Annotated in this window: 15 protein-coding genes and 1 pseudogene; 7 read left to right on the top strand and 9 right to left on the bottom strand. The window is 71.0% G+C overall.

Annotated elements, in window-relative coordinates; all coding sequences use genetic code 11:
• Window positions 1-253 precede the first annotated feature (253 nt).
• Entirely contained in the window at window positions 254-2,320 is a 2,067-nt protein-coding gene (locus AB0I98_RS38335; protein WP_362949968.1) for a SpoIIE family protein phosphatase, read from the bottom strand.
• Window positions 2,321-2,627: 307 nt separating this feature from the next.
• Here AB0I98_RS38335 and AB0I98_RS38330 point away from each other — a divergent pair.
• Both AB0I98_RS38330 and AB0I98_RS38325 read left to right on the top strand, forming a co-directional pair.
• Window positions 2,628-3,504, top strand: a pseudogene (locus tag AB0I98_RS38330) (hypothetical protein).
• Between the two features lie 105 nt (window positions 3,505-3,609).
• Complete coding sequence (locus AB0I98_RS38325; protein ID WP_362949975.1) at window positions 3,610-3,978, top strand: hypothetical protein; 369 nt, start codon at window positions 3,610-3,612, stop codon at window positions 3,976-3,978.
• A gap of 21 nt (window positions 3,979-3,999) precedes the next feature.
• Here the strand turns inward: AB0I98_RS38325 and AB0I98_RS38320 are convergent, their stop codons facing one another.
• Entirely contained in the window at window positions 4,000-4,533 is a 534-nt protein-coding gene (locus AB0I98_RS38320) for a hypothetical protein (protein WP_362949966.1), read from the bottom strand.
• A 232-nt stretch (window positions 4,534-4,765) separates the two neighbouring features.
• A complete protein-coding gene (locus tag AB0I98_RS38315; protein WP_362949964.1) occupies window positions 4,766-5,755 on the bottom strand; it encodes a fibronectin type III domain-containing protein in 990 nt (329 codons plus the stop codon).
• A 364-nt stretch (window positions 5,756-6,119) separates the two neighbouring features.
• Here AB0I98_RS38315 and AB0I98_RS38310 point away from each other — a divergent pair, with 364 nt between their 5' ends.
• A complete protein-coding gene (locus AB0I98_RS38310) occupies window positions 6,120-6,827 on the top strand; it encodes a glycoside hydrolase family 75 protein (protein ID WP_362949963.1) in 708 nt (235 codons plus the stop codon).
• Window positions 6,828-6,905: 78 nt separating this feature from the next.
• Here the strand turns inward: AB0I98_RS38310 and AB0I98_RS38305 are convergent, their stop codons facing one another.
• A complete protein-coding gene (locus AB0I98_RS38305) occupies window positions 6,906-7,667 on the bottom strand; it encodes a glucose 1-dehydrogenase (protein WP_362949962.1) in 762 nt (253 codons plus the stop codon).
• A gap of 166 nt (window positions 7,668-7,833) precedes the next feature.
• On the opposite strand from AB0I98_RS38305, the gene AB0I98_RS38300 reads away from it, so the two are divergent.
• A complete protein-coding gene (locus AB0I98_RS38300; protein WP_362949961.1) occupies window positions 7,834-8,472 on the top strand; it encodes a TetR family transcriptional regulator in 639 nt (212 codons plus the stop codon).
• A 24-nt stretch (window positions 8,473-8,496) separates the two neighbouring features.
• On the opposite strand, the gene AB0I98_RS38295 is transcribed toward AB0I98_RS38300, so the two are convergent.
• From AB0I98_RS38295 to AB0I98_RS38275, 5 genes are all read right to left on the bottom strand, one after another.
• Window positions 8,497-8,907: a PTS fructose transporter subunit IIA gene (locus tag AB0I98_RS38295; RefSeq protein WP_362949959.1), complete on the bottom strand. Its 411-nt coding sequence runs from the start codon at window positions 8,905-8,907 to the stop codon at window positions 8,497-8,499.
• Window positions 8,900-9,499 carry a dihydroxyacetone kinase subunit DhaL gene (gene dhaL, locus AB0I98_RS38290; RefSeq protein WP_362949958.1) on the bottom strand — a complete coding sequence of 200 codons (600 nt, stop codon included), beginning with the start codon at window positions 9,497-9,499 and terminating at the stop codon, window positions 8,900-8,902. Before dhaL ends, AB0I98_RS38295 begins: the two co-directional genes overlap by 8 nt.
• 47 nt (window positions 9,500-9,546) lie before the next feature.
• The gene (gene dhaK, locus AB0I98_RS38285) at window positions 9,547-10,539 is read right to left on the bottom strand and encodes a dihydroxyacetone kinase subunit DhaK (protein ID WP_362949957.1); all 993 of its coding nucleotides are present in this window, start codon (window positions 10,537-10,539) and stop codon (window positions 9,547-9,549) included.
• A gap of 259 nt (window positions 10,540-10,798) precedes the next feature.
• On the bottom strand, window positions 10,799-11,686 hold the full coding sequence (locus tag AB0I98_RS38280) for a PaaX family transcriptional regulator C-terminal domain-containing protein (RefSeq protein ID WP_362949956.1): 888 nt from the start codon (window positions 11,684-11,686) through the stop codon (window positions 10,799-10,801).
• Window positions 11,687-11,735: 49 nt separating this feature from the next.
• Entirely contained in the window at window positions 11,736-12,068 is a 333-nt protein-coding gene (locus AB0I98_RS38275; RefSeq protein ID WP_362949955.1) for a hypothetical protein, read from the bottom strand.
• A 489-nt stretch (window positions 12,069-12,557) separates the two neighbouring features.
• On the opposite strand from AB0I98_RS38275, the gene AB0I98_RS38270 reads away from it, so the two are divergent.
• The 3 genes from AB0I98_RS38270 to AB0I98_RS38260 are packed head-to-tail and all read left to right on the top strand — an operon-like array spanning window position 12,558 to window position 15,142.
• On the top strand, window positions 12,558-13,535 hold the full coding sequence (locus AB0I98_RS38270; RefSeq protein WP_362949953.1) for an ABC transporter substrate-binding protein: 978 nt from the start codon (window positions 12,558-12,560) through the stop codon (window positions 13,533-13,535).
• Window positions 13,532-14,353 carry an ABC transporter permease gene (locus AB0I98_RS38265; RefSeq protein ID WP_362949952.1) on the top strand — a complete coding sequence of 274 codons (822 nt, stop codon included), beginning with the start codon at window positions 13,532-13,534 and terminating at the stop codon, window positions 14,351-14,353. Before AB0I98_RS38270 ends, AB0I98_RS38265 begins: the two co-directional genes overlap by 4 nt.
• Before the next feature lie 6 nt (window positions 14,354-14,359).
• Window positions 14,360-15,142: an ABC transporter permease gene (locus AB0I98_RS38260; RefSeq protein ID WP_362949950.1), complete on the top strand. Its 783-nt coding sequence runs from the start codon at window positions 14,360-14,362 to the stop codon at window positions 15,140-15,142.
• Window positions 15,143-15,169 lie beyond the last annotated feature (27 nt).

Genomic DNA, 15,169 nt, shown 5'->3' with positions numbered 1-15,169 from the left:
GGCCGCTCCCGGAGGTGTCCGCTCCGGCTCGGGGCCGCCCGGCCCCATGAGCACTTCCCAGTCCGGTCCGCGCTGCTCGGTGGGTTCCTGGTCCGGATTCTGCGTCACGGCTCGCTCCCCTCACAGAGGGCACCCGGCATCCGTATGCCTTATCCGTCTGCCATGCCTTGGTGTGATTGTGGGACGCGGCCGGTAAGACGCAGGTAATCAGTTCCTGTGAATACGGACCGTCCGTCCCGTCCGTCCCGTGCGGCTACACCGGCTTCTGCGCACGAGCGATGAGCAGGGCCACGTCGTCGGAGTTGTCCGGCTGGTGCAGTGTGCGCAGGAGGAGGTCGCACAGCTCCTCCAGCGGGCGGTCGGGGCCGTCGAGCAGATCCAGCAGCGCGTCCAGCCGTTCGTCGAGCGGGTGTTGGCGGGTCTCGACCAGACCGTCGGTGTAGAACACCAGCCGGTCGCCGGGTTCGAGGTCGACGGTCGTGGTGGAGAAGGCGACACCGCCCACGCCGAGCGGTGCCCCGGTGGGGAGTTCGAGCAACTCCGGTGCGCGGCCGGCGCAGAGGCGGACCGGCGGCAGATGGCCGGCGTTGGCGATCCGGCACTGCCGCAGATGCGGGTCGTGGATGGCGTACTGGCAGGTCGCGATGGAGTGGTCCAGGCCCTGGGTGATCCGGTCGAGGTGCTCAAGCAGCACCGACGGGTCGAGGTCGAGGGCGGCCAGCGTGTTCGTCGCGGTGCGCAGCCGGCCCATCGTCGCGGCGGCCGTGATGCCGCTGCCCATCACGTCGCCGACGACGAGCGCCGTCTTGCCGCCGTCCAGCGGGATGACGTCGAACCAGTCGCCGCCGACCTCGCTGGTGGCCCCGGCGGGCTGATAGCGGGAGGCGACCTCGAGTCCGCCGGTGACGCGCGGATGACTGGGCAGCAGGCTGCGCTGCAGGGTCAGAGCGGTGTCGCGGGCGCTCTGGTACCAGCGCGCGTTGTCGATCTGCACGGCCGCGCGGGCCGCCAGTTCACGGGCGAGCAACAGGTCGTCCTCGCTGAACGGCTGTGGATTACGGGTGCGTTTGAGGTCGAGGGCGCCGAGCACCTCGCCGCGTGCGATCAGCGGAACGGCCAGGTAGGAGTGCACGCCCGCCCGCGTCAGCAGCTCCGCGGCCTCGGGTGAGCGGGCGATGCGCGGCAGGTCCTCGTCCTTGACCTGCGCCACCATGACCGGCCGGCCGGTGCGTACGCACTCGGTGACCAGGCGGTCCGGTCCGTACCGGGCGACCTGCCCGGGCGGGTCGGCCGCGCCGAGCGCCTCGGTGTCGTTCTCCGCCCGGACGGCCAGGGCGCGGATCACCGCCGCCTCGCTGGGGCCCAGGCTGCTGCGTCTGCCTTCCATCACGGCTTCGAGCAGGTCCACGGCGGCGACGTCGGCGAGTTCCGGCACGGCGACGTCGGCCAGTTCGCTGGCGGTGCGGTCCAGGTCCAGCGTGGTCCCGATCCGCGCGGAGGCGTCGGCGATGAGTGCCAGCCGCCGGCGCGCGGTCTCGGCCTCGACACCGGCCCGGTACTGCTCGGTGATGTCCACGACCGAGGCGGCCACCCCCAGGACGTTCCCCAGGGCGTCCTCCAGCCGGTACATCGAGACCGACCAGGCGTGGTCCTCCTCGGGGTCCGCCGGGGTCCGCCCGAAGGTGGGCTGGTCGACGAGCGGCACCCCGGTCTCCAGGACCTGGCGGGCGGCCCGCTCCACGGCCGCGGCGTCCACCCGCGGCAGCATCTCCTGGACCGTACGGCCGAGGTGCTCCTCGGCGCGGATGCCGTTGATCCGCTCCAGCGCCGGGTTGACCGAGACGTACTTCAAGTCCGTGTCCAGGACGGCCAGTCCGATGGGTGACTGCGCGACGATCCGCGTCGACAGCGCCACATCCCGCTCCAGACCGCGCACGGTCTCCTGGTCGGCCGCGAGCCCCAGCGCGAAGAAGTCGCCCCGGTCGTCGAGGAGCCGCTGATTGCGGAACTCCACGAGCCGGGTGCCGCCGTCCTTGTGCCGTACCGGAAAGGCGCCCGCCCAGCCCTCACCGGTCTCCATGACGTCGGCGAACAGCTTGATGGCCAGCTCGGCGTGCTGCTCGTGCACCATCAGGCGGGACGCGTACTCCCCGAGGGCCTCCTGCGCGGAGTACCCGAACAACTCCTCGGCCTGCGGGCTCCACAGCACGATGCGCCCCTGGGCGTCGAGCAGCACGGAGGCCACGCCCAGCACGTCGAGCAGCCCGCTCGGTCGCACCGGCCCGCCGCCCTCGGCCCCCGGAGGCCCGGCTGCACCCATCGCACGCACCGCCTTCGTTCTGTGTCACGGCACGCCGTCCCCCGTGCCGACTCCCCTTGTTCTACCGCGTTCAACCGCTTCTGTGATGCCACGGTCGCCCTCCTCCACCATCCCTCAACACGGCGGTGGCCGTCCGGTGAAGTCGACAGGAAGTGATCGGAGTCGTCAGGAAGTGATCCGCCCGCACAGGGTGATCCGTCGCCGAACGGACAACTCCTGTTCCGTTCATTGGTCTGTACATGACGACCAGGCGCACGCCACACTGTCCGCCGAGCGCCGCCCCCACCCCCACCGAGGAGCCGTTCCCATGCGCCTGCCTGCCCGGCAACGTTGTCACGCCGCCATGACCGGTGTTGTCGCCCTCGCCACCGCCGTCGTCCTGTCCGCCGCCCCGCCCGCCGCCGCCGCGGACACCTGGACCGAGGTGGGGTCCGACCGCGCCGATCCGCTCACCGAGAGCCAGGGCCTGACCTCGGTCGAGGTGTCGGCGAACAGCCCCAACCGCTACACCGGCATCGGCACCATCCCCGCCGGCGTCAGCAGCCGTGGCTGGAACCACGTCGGCGACCCTGACGCCTCGTACAACGGGTACTACATCGAGCCGTACCAGGCGGACTCGGGCAGCTCGAAGATGTTCCGGGTGCAGAAGCCGGACGGGAGCTGGGCGGAGTATGTCCACAATCTCAGCCCCGGTGAGGCGCTCAACAACTCCTGGGTGGCCATCTCGCCGGACGGACAGTGGATGCTGGCCGGCGAGTACGGCACGATGACCCGGCTGCTGGTCTTCCCGACCCCGGGCGTCAACTCCAGTACCTCGCCGTCGGCGAACCTCCCGCAGGCCTCCACCGTCAACCTCGACCACGCGGTACGCGACGTGCAGGGGCTGTGACTTCTCCGGCCCGACGACCCTGCTCTGCTCCTCGGACGACCCGGCGGGCACGCTCTTCGGCATCACCAAGCCGCTGCTCCAGATCGACCTCTCCGCCGCACCGGGCGGGTCGGCGGACGTCTCCGGTCATGTCACGGCACTGCGCCAGCTGCCGCTGCGCAGCTCCTGCTCGGGCACGTTCGAGACGGAGGGCATCGACTACGACCGCCGTACGGGCACCTTGCGCGTGATCGTGATCTCCCCGGGCTTCTGCGTGCTGACGGACAGCAAGACGTACCGGTTCACGCGGAGCTGAGGCGCCGGCCGGGGTGCGCTGCGGCGAGATGGTGGTTTGCTGAAGGTGGGCGCGGACACTCGGGGCCCGCGCCACCGCAGCGCGGCCACGAGAGGAGCGGTCATGATGATCGGCGAGCGATCGCACCCGGAACACGTCTCGGTGGAGATCAGCGGATGCTCCAAGGACGACGCCCGCATCGTGTTCGACACACTGTGCGCGTGCTTCGCGTCCGACCGGTGCGCCGATGACGTACCGGAGGAGGCCTCGGACACCCGCCCGACGGTATGGCTCGGCACCTTCGACGTCGCCGACGCCCACGAGGGCGCTCGCCCGGCCCGGCTGCAGTCGTCCGTCGAGGCCGATGTGCAGGGCGGCTACTGGGCGGTCGACCGGTTCCGCGACACCCTCGGCGCCCTGTTCTCCGTGCATGAGGCCGCCGGTGCGTCCGGCGATCAGGAGAGGGAGCTGCATCTGCGGCTGGAGAACCGCTAGCCGGACCCACGGCGTCCGCCATCAGAGCCGGGAGGGACGCGAACGGCGGCGCAGATACCAGACGGTGGCGGCGATTCCGGTGCCCACCAGTGCTCCGCCCGTCACCAGGGTGAGGGTGCCGTAGTCCGTGGTCCCGCCGCCCATGCCGCCCATGACGCCGCGGGACGGCGAGGCCGTGGCGGAGATCGTGGGCGTCGTGGCCGCCGAGACGATGACGGACTGGGTGCCCGCGGTGTTGTTGTTCGAGCACATGACGATGACGGTGTAGGTGCCGGGACTCACGCTGGACCAGGCGGCGCTCTGCTGGGTGTTCGTCCCGGACAGCGCCGCCTGCCGTCCCTGGGCGAAGTTCGCCTGGCTGCTGTTGAGGAGCGAGGCGGTGCCCCAGCTGCCATTGATCTGGGTGCACGCGCTGGTGGTGACGGAGACCGTGGAGCCGCTGGTGCTCACGGAGATCCCGGAGACGGCGGCCGATCCCGCGGCCAGCGGAAGTGGAAGCGCGGTGGCGGCTGCCACGGTCAGGCCGGAGCGGAGGAGTAGCGATCTGTTGCGCATGTGGACTGCCCTCCGGCGGCACGGTTGGCGGTACATCCCTTGCGCCGCCGAGGTCGGGGAAACGCCCGTGCTGCCACAGGGACAGCCAACGTGTCCTCGGGTCGTCCCGCATCCGGACCGCGCCCGGTCAGGTGACGGGCGCTCCGCGGGTAGTGCCGCGATTGGCCGTCTTTCGTCTGCGGGTGCGTCGTGGCTGGTCGCGCAGTTCCCCGCGCCCCTTCGGGGGCGCTGCCTAGCCGTCGGTTTTCACCGTGCGCTCTGGCGAGAAGCCGCCCCAGGTGCCGTCCGGGAGCTTTGCGCGGATTCGTATGCGGTGGGTTACTCCGGCGTCGCGGCCTGCGTAGAAGCTGTACGTCGCCTTCTCTTGTGGTGGGGTGCCGCCCCATACGAGGGAGGTGGCCGGTTGCCCGTCTAGTTGGATCTGATACTCCGTGACCGTGCCGTCCGTGAGGGGCGGGGTCCAGGAGAGGTCGATGTAGTAGGCCCCGTCGGCGCGGTGGGTTGTCGCGCGGAAGTCGGTCGGGGCCGTGCCGCGGCCGTTGTCGGTGCCGGGTGTTGTCGTGAGGCGGACGGTGGCGGTGGCCGGTGAGAGGTTGTCGGCCGCGTCGCGGGCGCGGACCGTGAACACATAGGGCGTGCCCGGCCGCAGTCCTGTCACCACGGTCGCCGTCTGGTTCCCGCCCACACTGTGGATCTTCGTGGTGCCCTGGTAGATGTCGTACGACACCACGTCCCGATCGTCCGTCGACGCGGACCAGGACAACTGGACGGCCCGGCTGCCGACCGCCCGGCCGCTCGGGCTCCCGGGGCCGGTCGGGGCCACCCGGTCCGCCGCCACCGCCCGCGGTGTCGTGGCCCGGACCTCACGGCTCTGCGGCCCGAGACGCCCCTCGGTGTCCCGGGCCCGCACGGTGAAGACATACACGGTGGACGGCCGGAGCCTGGTGACATCCACCATGTGCTCCGAACCAGGCACTTCCTTGACCTTTGTGGTGCCGCGATACACCTCGTACCGGCTGATGCCCTGGTCCGACGACACCGCGTTCCACATGACGTGCACACTGGTGGCGCTCCCCGCCTCGGCGGTGACGCCCACCGGAGCCCCCGGCAGCCGTTCACTCTCACCGCCACCCGTCCTGCCCCATCCGCAGGACGTGACCAGCGGCAGCGCGCAGAGCGCCAGGATCGCGAGCCGGGGAAGGGGAGCGGGAACGTGTCGCACGGCTCTGCCTCCAAGGGGCGGCATGACGCAATGGTCCGGACCAATATGACGCCAATGACGCGATCACATCAAGAGTCGGTCGTTGGTGGCCGCGCGGCGGGGTTACGTATGCTGAAGCTCCTCACGGCTGAACTTCCCTTCCGAAGTCGGGAGTTCATGCCGGTGGCGCGGAACGCTGTCGTCGCTGATCCCGCGCCGGCGCGGGCGACCGGGTGGCCGGAGCCGATACGGGCCCGGCTGCCCGGCCCCGGTCGCAGCTTCAAAGACATGCGCCGTCCGGCCTTTCAATGCTGGACGCAAGATCGAAACGGCACCAGATTGGGCCGGGCGACGGTCAGTGTCCCCGAGGAGAGGCCCTCTCATCGTGCGTGTCTCGTCCCTAGCCCTGGTCGCGGCCAGTTGCGCCGTGCTCGCTCCGACGGCGTACTCCGCTCCCCGCGCCGAACACTCCGTCCGGGACGGACTGCCGGAGGTGCGGCGAGAGGGTGACGTCGGCGCCGCCGAGCTGCTGGCCAGGGTGCGGGACTGCGTCCCCGTGTCCAAGGGCCGCTATCGCAGCGATGCCGACGCACCCGCGACCATTCCGGTGTGCGGCACCGAGGACGCCGTCTTCTGGAAGGCCGACCTCGACATCGACTGCGACGGCCGGCCCGGCCCGCACTGCAACGCCCGGACCGATCCGCACTTCTCCGCCGCCACCGCCTACCCGCAGTCCGACGGCGGCCCATTGGACGCCGAGAGCCTCCCGTACATCGTGGTGCCCGTGCCCAGTTCCCTCCGGGACCACCGTGCCCATGGCGTCGGCGGCGGCGCGGTGGCCGCCGTGATCCACGGGGACCGGGTCCAGTACGCCGTCGTCGGCGACACCGGCCCGCACGACCTCATCGGCGAGGCGTCCTACGCCGCCGCCCGGGGCCTGGGCATCGACCCCGACCCGCACGGCGGCGGCACGGACTCCGACGTCACCTACATCGTCTTCAAGGACAGCCGGGTGAAACCCATCGAGGACCACGCCGGAGCCGTCCTCATCGGGGAGCGACTGGCGCGGCAGTTCGTGCGGGGGCAGGTGTAAGCCCCGTTTCATCGAGACCCGTTTCATGCGGGGCGGTGAGCCGGAAGCAGCGGCTCGTGTCCGGACGCCGGGCGAGGGTCAGACCGCCGCCCAGCCGTCGTCGACCGGGAGGGTCACGCCGTTGATGTTGCTCGCCGCGTCCGAGGCGAGGAAGACGATGGCGGCGGCCTGCTCCTCCGGCCGAGCCAGCTTGCCCATGTTGACGAAGTGCGGGCCGAGCGCGGCGGGGCCGTGGGCGCTCTGATCGGCGTCCACCACGATGGCGGTCCGCGTGCCGCCCGGGGCGATGGCGTTCGCGCGGATGCCCTGCTTGCGGTACATGACGGCGAGGGACTTCGTCAGCCCCACGATGCCGTGCTTCGACGCGGTGTACGCGGCGCCCGCCGCGCTGCCCCGCAGCCCGGCCTCCGAGGCCGTGTTCACTATGGCGCCCCGGCCCGCCTCCAGCATGTGCGGCAGCACCGCCCGCGTCAGCATGAAAGGAGCGGTCAGGTTGACCCGTATGACCCGCTCCCACTCCGCGTCGCTCACCTCGCCGAGCGCCGACATCCGGTCCATGATCCCGGCGTTGTTCACCAGGACGTCCACCCCGCCGAAACGCTCCACGGCGGTCTCGGCGACCCGGTCGACGACGGCCTGCTCGCTCAGGTCGCCCACCACCGCGACCGCGGCGCCGCCCGCCTCCTCGATCTCCTTGACGACGGCCTGAGCGCCCTCGGCGTTGAGGTCCGCCACCACCACTCGGGCGCCCTCGACGGCGAAGGCCAGAGCGGCCGCGCGCCCGATGCCCGAGCCCGCTCCGGTGACGATGACGCTGCGCCCGTTCAGTCCGCCGGCCATGAGGTGCTCCTGTCTGTGCGTATGAGGACTGCCGCCCCTCGTGTGGGGGGCGCAGCGCTCGGGGCGTCGTGCCCGTTCGGCGCCACTCTACGACTTAATGTCTTCGAGTGACATAAAGTGGTGAGGGAGAATTCCGGCGCAGCAGCAACCGGAGCCGGAGGACCACATGACCGCCCCCAGCGCACGCACGGGACGCCCGCCTCTCACCGAGGAGCGCAAGGCCGAGATCCGGCTGGAGATCGCCCGGGCCGCGGTGGACCTGTTCGTCGAGCAGGGGGTGGCCGCGACCACCGGCGAGCAGATCGGTCAGGCGGTCGGCGTGTCGGCGCGCACGGTGTGGCGCTACTTCTCGAGCAAGGAGAGCTGTGTGTCGCCGCTGTTCTCGGCGGGCATCGACCTGATCGCCGACCGGCTGCGGGAGTGGCGGCCCGGGCACTCTCTCGACCAGGTCTTCTCACCGGAACTGGCGACCGACCACCGCCTCGTCGCCGGGCCGGACCGGGCCACCCTCGGCGCGCTGGTCCGGCTGACCCGCACCGAACCGGGACTGCGCGCGGTCTGGCTCCAGACCTACGACGAGGCCGAGCCGGTGTTCGCCCGTGCCCTCGCCGAACGGGCCGGGCTGGCCGCCGACGAGCTGCGTCCGACGATCCAGGCGGCGATGTTCAACGCGGCCCTGCGCGCGGCCGTCGAGCACTACGCCTGGCGCAGCGCCGAAGTGCGGATCGACCCGGAGACGGCGGAGGCCGAGCTGCTGGCGACCATGCGCTCGGCGCTCGCCGTCGTGGAAGAGGGGCTCACCTAGGACCGGTCAGGGCCCCGGGGTTCCTCATACCTTCCGATACGTGTACGCCTCCCCTGCCGCCGCCTCCACCGCCGCGAGGTCGGCTCCCGTCGCCGCCGTCACGACCGCGGCGACCGCGCCCTCGACGAAGGGGGCGTCCACGAGCCGTGTGCCGTCGGGGAGTTCGTCTCCCTCCGCGAGCAGGGCCTTGACTGTCAGCACCGCGCTGCCGAGGTCGGTGAGGACGGCGACCCCGGCGCCCCGGTCCACGGACGCGGCCGCAGCGGCGATCAGTTCGGCGCTGGTGCCGAGTTCGCCACTCTCGGTGCCGCCCGCGGGAGCGACGGGCACCGCCGTGCCGCCGCCCGCGAGCGCCTGCGCCAGCTCGGCCACCGACGCGGCGACCTGCGCGCTGTGCGACACCAGCACGATCCCGACGAGCTTGCCGTCACTCACCGCCCACCTCCGCGAGAGCAGCGATCAGCAGCGCCGACGAGGTGGCGCCGGGATCCTGGTGCCCGATGCTGCGCTCACCGAGATAGCTCGCCCTGCCCTTGCGGGCCTGCAACGGCGTGGTCGCGAGCGCCCCTTGCTCGGCTGCGGCGCGTGCCGCGGCGAAGGAGTCGTCGAGGGCGTCCGCGGCCGGCACCAGCGTGTCGATCATGGTCTTGTCGCCGGGCGCGGCCCCGCCCAGTGTCATCACCGCGTCCACGCCGGTGCGCAGCGCGGCCGCGAACTCCGCCTCGCTCACCTCGGCCGCGTCCCCGAGCGCCTTGCCGGTGCGGCGCAGCAGCGTCCCGTACAGCGGCCCCGAAGCGCCGCCCACCGTCGAGATCAACTGCCGTCCGGCGAGGGTGAGAACGCCGCCGGGCGTGTCCGGGGCCTCCTTCTCCAGCGTGGCGGTCACCGCGGTGAACCCGCGCTGCAGATTGCTGCCGTGGTCGGCGTCCCCGATGGGCGAGTCGAGAGCGGTGAGCCGTTCCGCCTCGCGGTCGACGGACGCGGCCGTCGCCGTCATCCAGCGGCGGAAGAAGTCGGCGTCGAGCACTGGATCTCCTTGCGTGGTAGGTGCGTTGGCTGCGTCCCGCGCCGGGCTCACATGCCCCAGCGCAGGCCCGGCGTCTTCACCGGCGCGTCCCACAACCCGAGCGTTTCCTCGTCGATCTGGCACAGGGTGACCGAGGCGCCGGCCATGTCGAGCGAGGTGACGTAGTTGCCGACGAGCGTGCGGGCGACGGCCACACCCCGCGCGGCGAGCACCCGCTGCACCTCCGCGTTGAAGCCGTACAGCTCGAGCAGTGGCGTCGCTCCCATGCCGTTGACCAGGACCAGGACGGGGTCACGTGGGCTGAGGTCCTCCAGGATCGCGTTCACGGCGAAGTCCGCGATCTCGCCGGACGTCATCATCGCCCGCCGCTCCCGGCCGGGCTCGCCATGGATGCCGATGCCCAACTCCAGCTCGCCGGGCGGCAGATCGAAGGTGGGGCTGCCCTTGGCCGGGGTGGTGCAGGCGCTCAGTGCCACACCGAAGCTGCGCGAGTTCTCATTGACCTGCCGGGCGAGTGTCTCGACGCGCTCGAGCGGCATCCCCGCCTCGGCCGCCGCGCCCGCGATTTTCTCCACGAACAGCGTGGCACCGGTGCCGCGCCGCCCGGCCGTGTAGAGGCTGTCGGTGACCGCCACGTCGTCGTTGACGAGGACCTTCGCGACCTGGATGCCCTCGTCCTCGGCGAGTTCGGCCGCCATATCGAAGTTGAGCACGTCACCCGTGTAGTTCTTCACGATGAACAGCACGCCCGCCCCGCTGTCCACGGCCGCCGCCGCGCGCACCATCTGGTCCGGCACCGGCGACGTGAACACCTCGCCCGGACAGGCCGCCGAGAGCATCCCCGGGCCCACGAACCCACCGTGCAGCGGCTCGTGCCCCGAGCCGCCGCCGGAGATCAGGGCGACCTTCCCGGCGACGGGCGCGTCCCGCCGTACGATCACCCGGTTCTCCACGTCGACGGTCAGCTCGGGATGGGCCGCTGCCATTCCCCGCAGGGCGTCCGTGACCACGGTCTCCGGGACGTTGATCAACATCTTCATGGGAACCTCCTGGTGAGGCCGGCAAGTCGGCGTCTGGCCAATGTTTTTGCTGGTCAGAGTAGGTGATGTCGGTTCTCGATCTTAGCGGTCCGGGTCCGTCGGAAGCGGGTTCCGGCGCTGTCTGCCGGTGATCCGTGGCGTAGTGGTCGCAGCGGCTGCTTTCGGCAGTATCGACCTTGCGACAGCGAAGGTCACGCGCGGCGGAGCAGCTGAGGCGGCGGATCGACGACACCCCGACCGACGTCGAAGTGGTGGTCGATCAGGGCGTGCTCAGCGGAATGGTGTCCAGGATGGCGCAGGCCATCACGCGGGCCGGTGTCTCGGTCGCGGCGGCGACACGGCGGAAGGTCTCCTCGGCCCGACGGGCCGGCCAGTCGGGCGGAAGATGCCGTCCCGGCAGCCGCGGATCGGTACGGATGATCCGGAGCCACTCGCTGACCAGCCGCAGCCGGGTGGCGATGGCGTCGTCGGTGCCCGGATCCGGAAGCGCGCTCCAGCGCCGGGTGAAGTCGGCGTAGCGGGCGGCGAGGGAGTCCAGGTCCCACGTGTCGCGGACCATGAGGCCGATGTCGGTCGCCTCGTCGGCGCGGGCGCGGAAGACCTTGACGTACGCGGACAGTTGGAGCTCGGTGATCACGTCGGAGACGTCCATGGGACCGGGGGCGATCCACAGGCCGTTGTAGAGGGGGCCGAAGCCGGCCCAGGTGAGGCGTGAGCGGAGATCGTGGCGACGACGCTGCCAGGACTCGGGGAGGGAGAAGCCGATCAGTGTCCAGGTGCCGTCCCAGTCGTCGTTGACCGCGCTGGTCTCCCAGATCCGCCGGCCGCCGTCCCGCAGGATCTGGGTGGCGAGCGGGGTCAGGCCGAAGTACATGCGGCGCCCCTGCCGCCGGCGCATCAGCAGACCGCGGTTGACCATGCGGGTGAGCGTGGAACGGACGGCCTGTTCGCCGACGCCGACCCGGGCGAGGACGTCGATGATGCTGCCCGAGTAGACGCACAGCGGGCGCCCGTCCAGGGCGTGGTTGCCGAAGAAGGCGAGCAGAAGCGACTGCGGGCGCGCTGTCGAACTCCCGGGACGGGCCGGGGAGCCGGGCGAGTCCGGCGGGTCCTGGAGGTCCCGTTGGGGCTCGGCGTTCACGTTCACCCGAGCCAGGGTACGGTCGCCGGAACTGCGGCGAGCAGGCGGTGCGGCGTCACCTGCGGGGCCCGTCGCATGAGTGGGTCCGGTCGTAGGGGCGGGGGCAGGCGGCGGGCGCGTAGGAGACGTAACGCGCCGGGGATGCCGGGTCGGCTTCTGTCGCCCGCACGTTGAGGTCGGCGGGGGTGGTGCCCGACCAGCGGCCGGTGCCGATGCGGGCCTCCAGGGTGTGCAGGGCGGCGAGGTCTGTTTTCCGGACCGGCCCAGCCTTGCCGTACAGCGCGGTGACCCCCTTGTGGCCGAGCATGGCGGTGTGCAGGGCCGCCGCCAGCGCGATACGGGTCCCGCCGGCGTCCGTCTCCTGGGCCCTGCTGACGGCCCCGGTCATGGCGTCGGCCTGCTCGGCTGCAACGGCCGGGCTCTCCAGGACGTTCCACTTGCCGACACCGCCTTGGACCAGCCCGCCGTAGGAGGTGCCCCAGACGACGGTCCGCCGGCATGTCCGAAGCGGGACGTGAACGCGTCGAGGGGTGCCGCGAGGGCCGTGAACGTACGGGTGCGGATGCGGTGGTTCACGGGTCGGAGCTCCTCGTCGTGGAGGCGGTGGTGCGAGGACGGAGATCGACAAATTCCCTCGGTCGGGGGGCCTGACACGGCGAAGGTAGGTGTGTAGATTGCGGGCGTCAAGAATGTGCACAACATCAGGCTCCGGAACTCCACCGGGGCCGCTCCGGTCCCGTAGGTCTCACCGCTCCAAGAGAAGCGCCGGCCGCTTTCGCGCTTGTCGCCTTCACCGTTGTCGTCGCATGGATGTCGCCGGCTCGCCCGTCCACTTCCCCCGCGCGGCACTCATCTCGTACTCCTCAAGGAGGAGCCCATGCAAAGGCGCATACTCGGGCTTGCCCTCGCCGTAGTGACCGTCGCCGCAGTCGCCGGGTGCGGCTCGTCGGACTCCGGAAGTTCCGCTGCCTCGCCCGCGGGTGACGGCAAGACCACGCAGGTCACGGTCGGTGTCATCCCGATCGTCGACGTGGCGCCGCTCTACCTCGGACAGAAGCAGGGCTTCTTCAGCAGCCGGGGCATCGAACTGAAGATGGTGACCGCCCAGGGCGGCGCCGCGATCATCCCCGGAGTGGTGAGCGGTCAGTTCCAGTTCGGCTTCAGCAACACGACGTCACTGATGCTCGCGCAGACCAAGGGCGTTCCCATCAAGTCCGTGGTCAACGGCGCCGCCTCCAACGGCAAGGTGGGCGCCGACGTCACCGCCGTCCTCGTCAAGAAGGACAGCTCGATCAAGTCGGCCAAGGACCTCGCCGGGCACACCGTCGCCGTCAACACCCTGCAGAACATCGGCGACACGACCGTCCGCGAGTCGGTGCGCAAGGCCGGTGGTGACCCGGCGGAGGTCAAGTTCGTCGAGATCCCCTTCGACCAGATGCCGGCCGCCCTGGACGGCGGACGCGTGGACGCCGCCTGGATGGGCGAGCCCGCCCAGACCATCGCCAAGGCCCAGGGCGCGCGTGCGGTGGCCTCGCCGTTCGCCGAGACGCACCCCAAGCTCACTGTCGCGACCTACTTCACCTCGACGAAGATCGCGCAGGAGAACCCCGACCTGGTGAAGAAGTTCAACGAGGCGATGGCCGAGTCGCTGAAGTACGCCTCCGAGCACCCCGACGAGGCACGCCAGATCCTCACCACCTACACCAAGATCAGCGGTGATGTGCTCACCAAGCTGACGTTGCCCAACTGGCCCGCCCAGGTGGACACCGCCTCCCTGGAGAAGCTGGCCCAACTCGGCGAGCAGGACGGCATCTTCGGCGGCAAGAAGCCGGACATCGGAGCGCTGTTCTCATGACCACGACGTACGTCCCGCGGCCGGCCTCGCCGGCCGCACGGCGTGGCCCGGCCCCAAGTCCCGTGGTACTACGGGGACTTGCCGGTCTGGCGGGACTGGTGGCCGTCCTGGAGGTCCTGCCGCGCACCCCGCTCGTCTCCGCCGACTACCTCCCCCCGGCCTCCACCATCGGCCGCGCCTTCTGGCACCTGCTCGGCGAGAGCACCTTCTGGAGCGCGCTCGGCGACACCCTCGCCGGCTGGGGGATCGGCCTCGCCATCGCCGTCCTGGGCGGAGTCGCGGCGGGGGTGGTCATCGGCTCCGTACCGGTGCTGCGCGCGGCGACCGCCTCGACCATCGAGTTCCTGCGCCCGATTCCCTCCGTGGCACTGATCCCCGTGGCGGTGCTGCTCTACGGCACCGATCTCCGCTCGAAACTGCTCCTCGTCGTGTACGCGTCGTTCTGGCAGGTGCTCGTTCAGGTGCTGGCCGGCCTCCAGGACGCGGACCCCGTCGCCCAGGACACCGCCCGCAGCTACCGGCTGGGCACCTGGGGCCGGATCCGGTACGTCCTGTGGCCCACCGCGCTGCCATACGTCATGACCGGCGTACGCCTGGCCGCCACCGTGGCTCTCGTCCTCGCGGTCACCGCCGAACTCGTCATCGGCGCACCCGGCCTCGGCCAGCAACTGGCCGTCGCGCAGACCTCCGGAGCCGTGCCCGAGGTGTACGCGCTCGTCCTGACGACCGGCCTGATCGGCGTCGCCGTCAACCTGGCCGCCCGGGCGGTCGAGCACCGCGTCCTGCACTGGCACCAGTCCCAGCGCGGAGAGAGTTAGGCCCGTATGACCGTCCGCATCGCAGCCCGCCGCGCCCTGTTCGCCGGGGCCCTGCCCGCCGTGCTGTTCGCCGTGTGGTGGTTCACCAGCGCCGGCAGCACCGACTTCTATCTGCCGCCGCTCTCCACGATCCTGCAGAAGTTCCCGGAAGTCTGGACCGCCGACCGGCTCATGTCGGACGTCCTGCCCAGCCTGCTCCGGCTCGCGGCGGGGTACCTGCTCGCCACGGTGGTGGGGATCGCCCTCGGCCTGGCCGTCGGCTCCCACCGCGTCCTGCGCGACGTACTCGAACCCGTCCTGGAACTGTTCCGGGCCATCCCGCCCCCGGTACTGGTCCCTGTGATCATGCTGTTCGCGGGCATCGGCGACACCATGAAGATCATCGTCGTGGCCAGCGGCTGCGTCTGGCCGATCCTGCTCAACACCGTCGAGGGCGTCCGCGCCGTCGACGAGGTCCTCGGCGACACATGCCGGTCGTACGGCATCACCGGCCCCACCCGGCTGTGGCACCTGGTGCTGCGTTCGGCGAGCCCGCAGATCCTCACCGGCATGCGCCAGGCGCTGTCGATCGGGATCATCCTGATGGTCATCAGCGAGATGTTCGCCTCCAGCAACGGCCTGGGCTTCACCATCGTGCAGTTCCAGCGCTCGTTCGCCATCCCCGAGATGTGGAGCGGCGTGCTGCTGCTCGGCCTGCTCGGCTTTCTGCTCTCCCTGCTCTTCCGGTTCGCGGAGAACCGGGCCCTGGCCTGGTACCACGGTCTGCGCCGTGCCCAGCGCGAGTCCTGACCGACAGGCCCCCACGGAGGCGTCCAT

This window comes from Streptomyces sp. NPDC050211, from assembly GCF_040656035.1.
GTDB lineage: Bacteria > Actinomycetota > Actinomycetes > Streptomycetales > Streptomycetaceae > Streptomyces.
Note: the sequence above shows the minus strand (reverse complement) of the source record. Positions and strands in the feature narration are given on the sequence as shown.

Bases quoted from the DNA above. Each gene is read 5' to 3' on its own strand.
- AB0I98_RS38335 (WP_362949968.1), bottom strand. From the start codon at position 2,320: ATGGGTGCAGCCGGGCCTCCGGGGGCCGAGGGCGGCGGGCCGGTGCGA.
- AB0I98_RS38325 (WP_362949975.1), top strand. From the start codon at position 3,610: ATGATCGGCGAGCGATCGCACCCGGAACACGTCTCGGTGGAGATCAGC.
- AB0I98_RS38320 (WP_362949966.1), bottom strand. From the start codon at position 4,533: ATGCGCAACAGATCGCTACTCCTCCGCTCCGGCCTGACCGTGGCAGCC.
- AB0I98_RS38305 (WP_362949962.1), bottom strand. From the start codon at position 7,667: ATGGCCGGCGGACTGAACGGGCGCAGCGTCATCGTCACCGGAGCGGGC.
- AB0I98_RS38300 (WP_362949961.1), top strand. From the start codon at position 7,834: ATGACCGCCCCCAGCGCACGCACGGGACGCCCGCCTCTCACCGAGGAG.
- dhaK (WP_362949957.1), bottom strand. From the start codon at position 10,539: ATGAAGATGTTGATCAACGTCCCGGAGACCGTGGTCACGGACGCCCTG.
- AB0I98_RS38275 (WP_362949955.1), bottom strand. From the start codon at position 12,068: ATGACCGGGGCCGTCAGCAGGGCCCAGGAGACGGACGCCGGCGGGACC.
- AB0I98_RS38270 (WP_362949953.1), top strand. From the start codon at position 12,558: ATGCAAAGGCGCATACTCGGGCTTGCCCTCGCCGTAGTGACCGTCGCC.
- AB0I98_RS38265 (WP_362949952.1), top strand. From the start codon at position 13,532: ATGACCACGACGTACGTCCCGCGGCCGGCCTCGCCGGCCGCACGGCGT.
- AB0I98_RS38260 (WP_362949950.1), top strand. From the start codon at position 14,360: ATGACCGTCCGCATCGCAGCCCGCCGCGCCCTGTTCGCCGGGGCCCTG.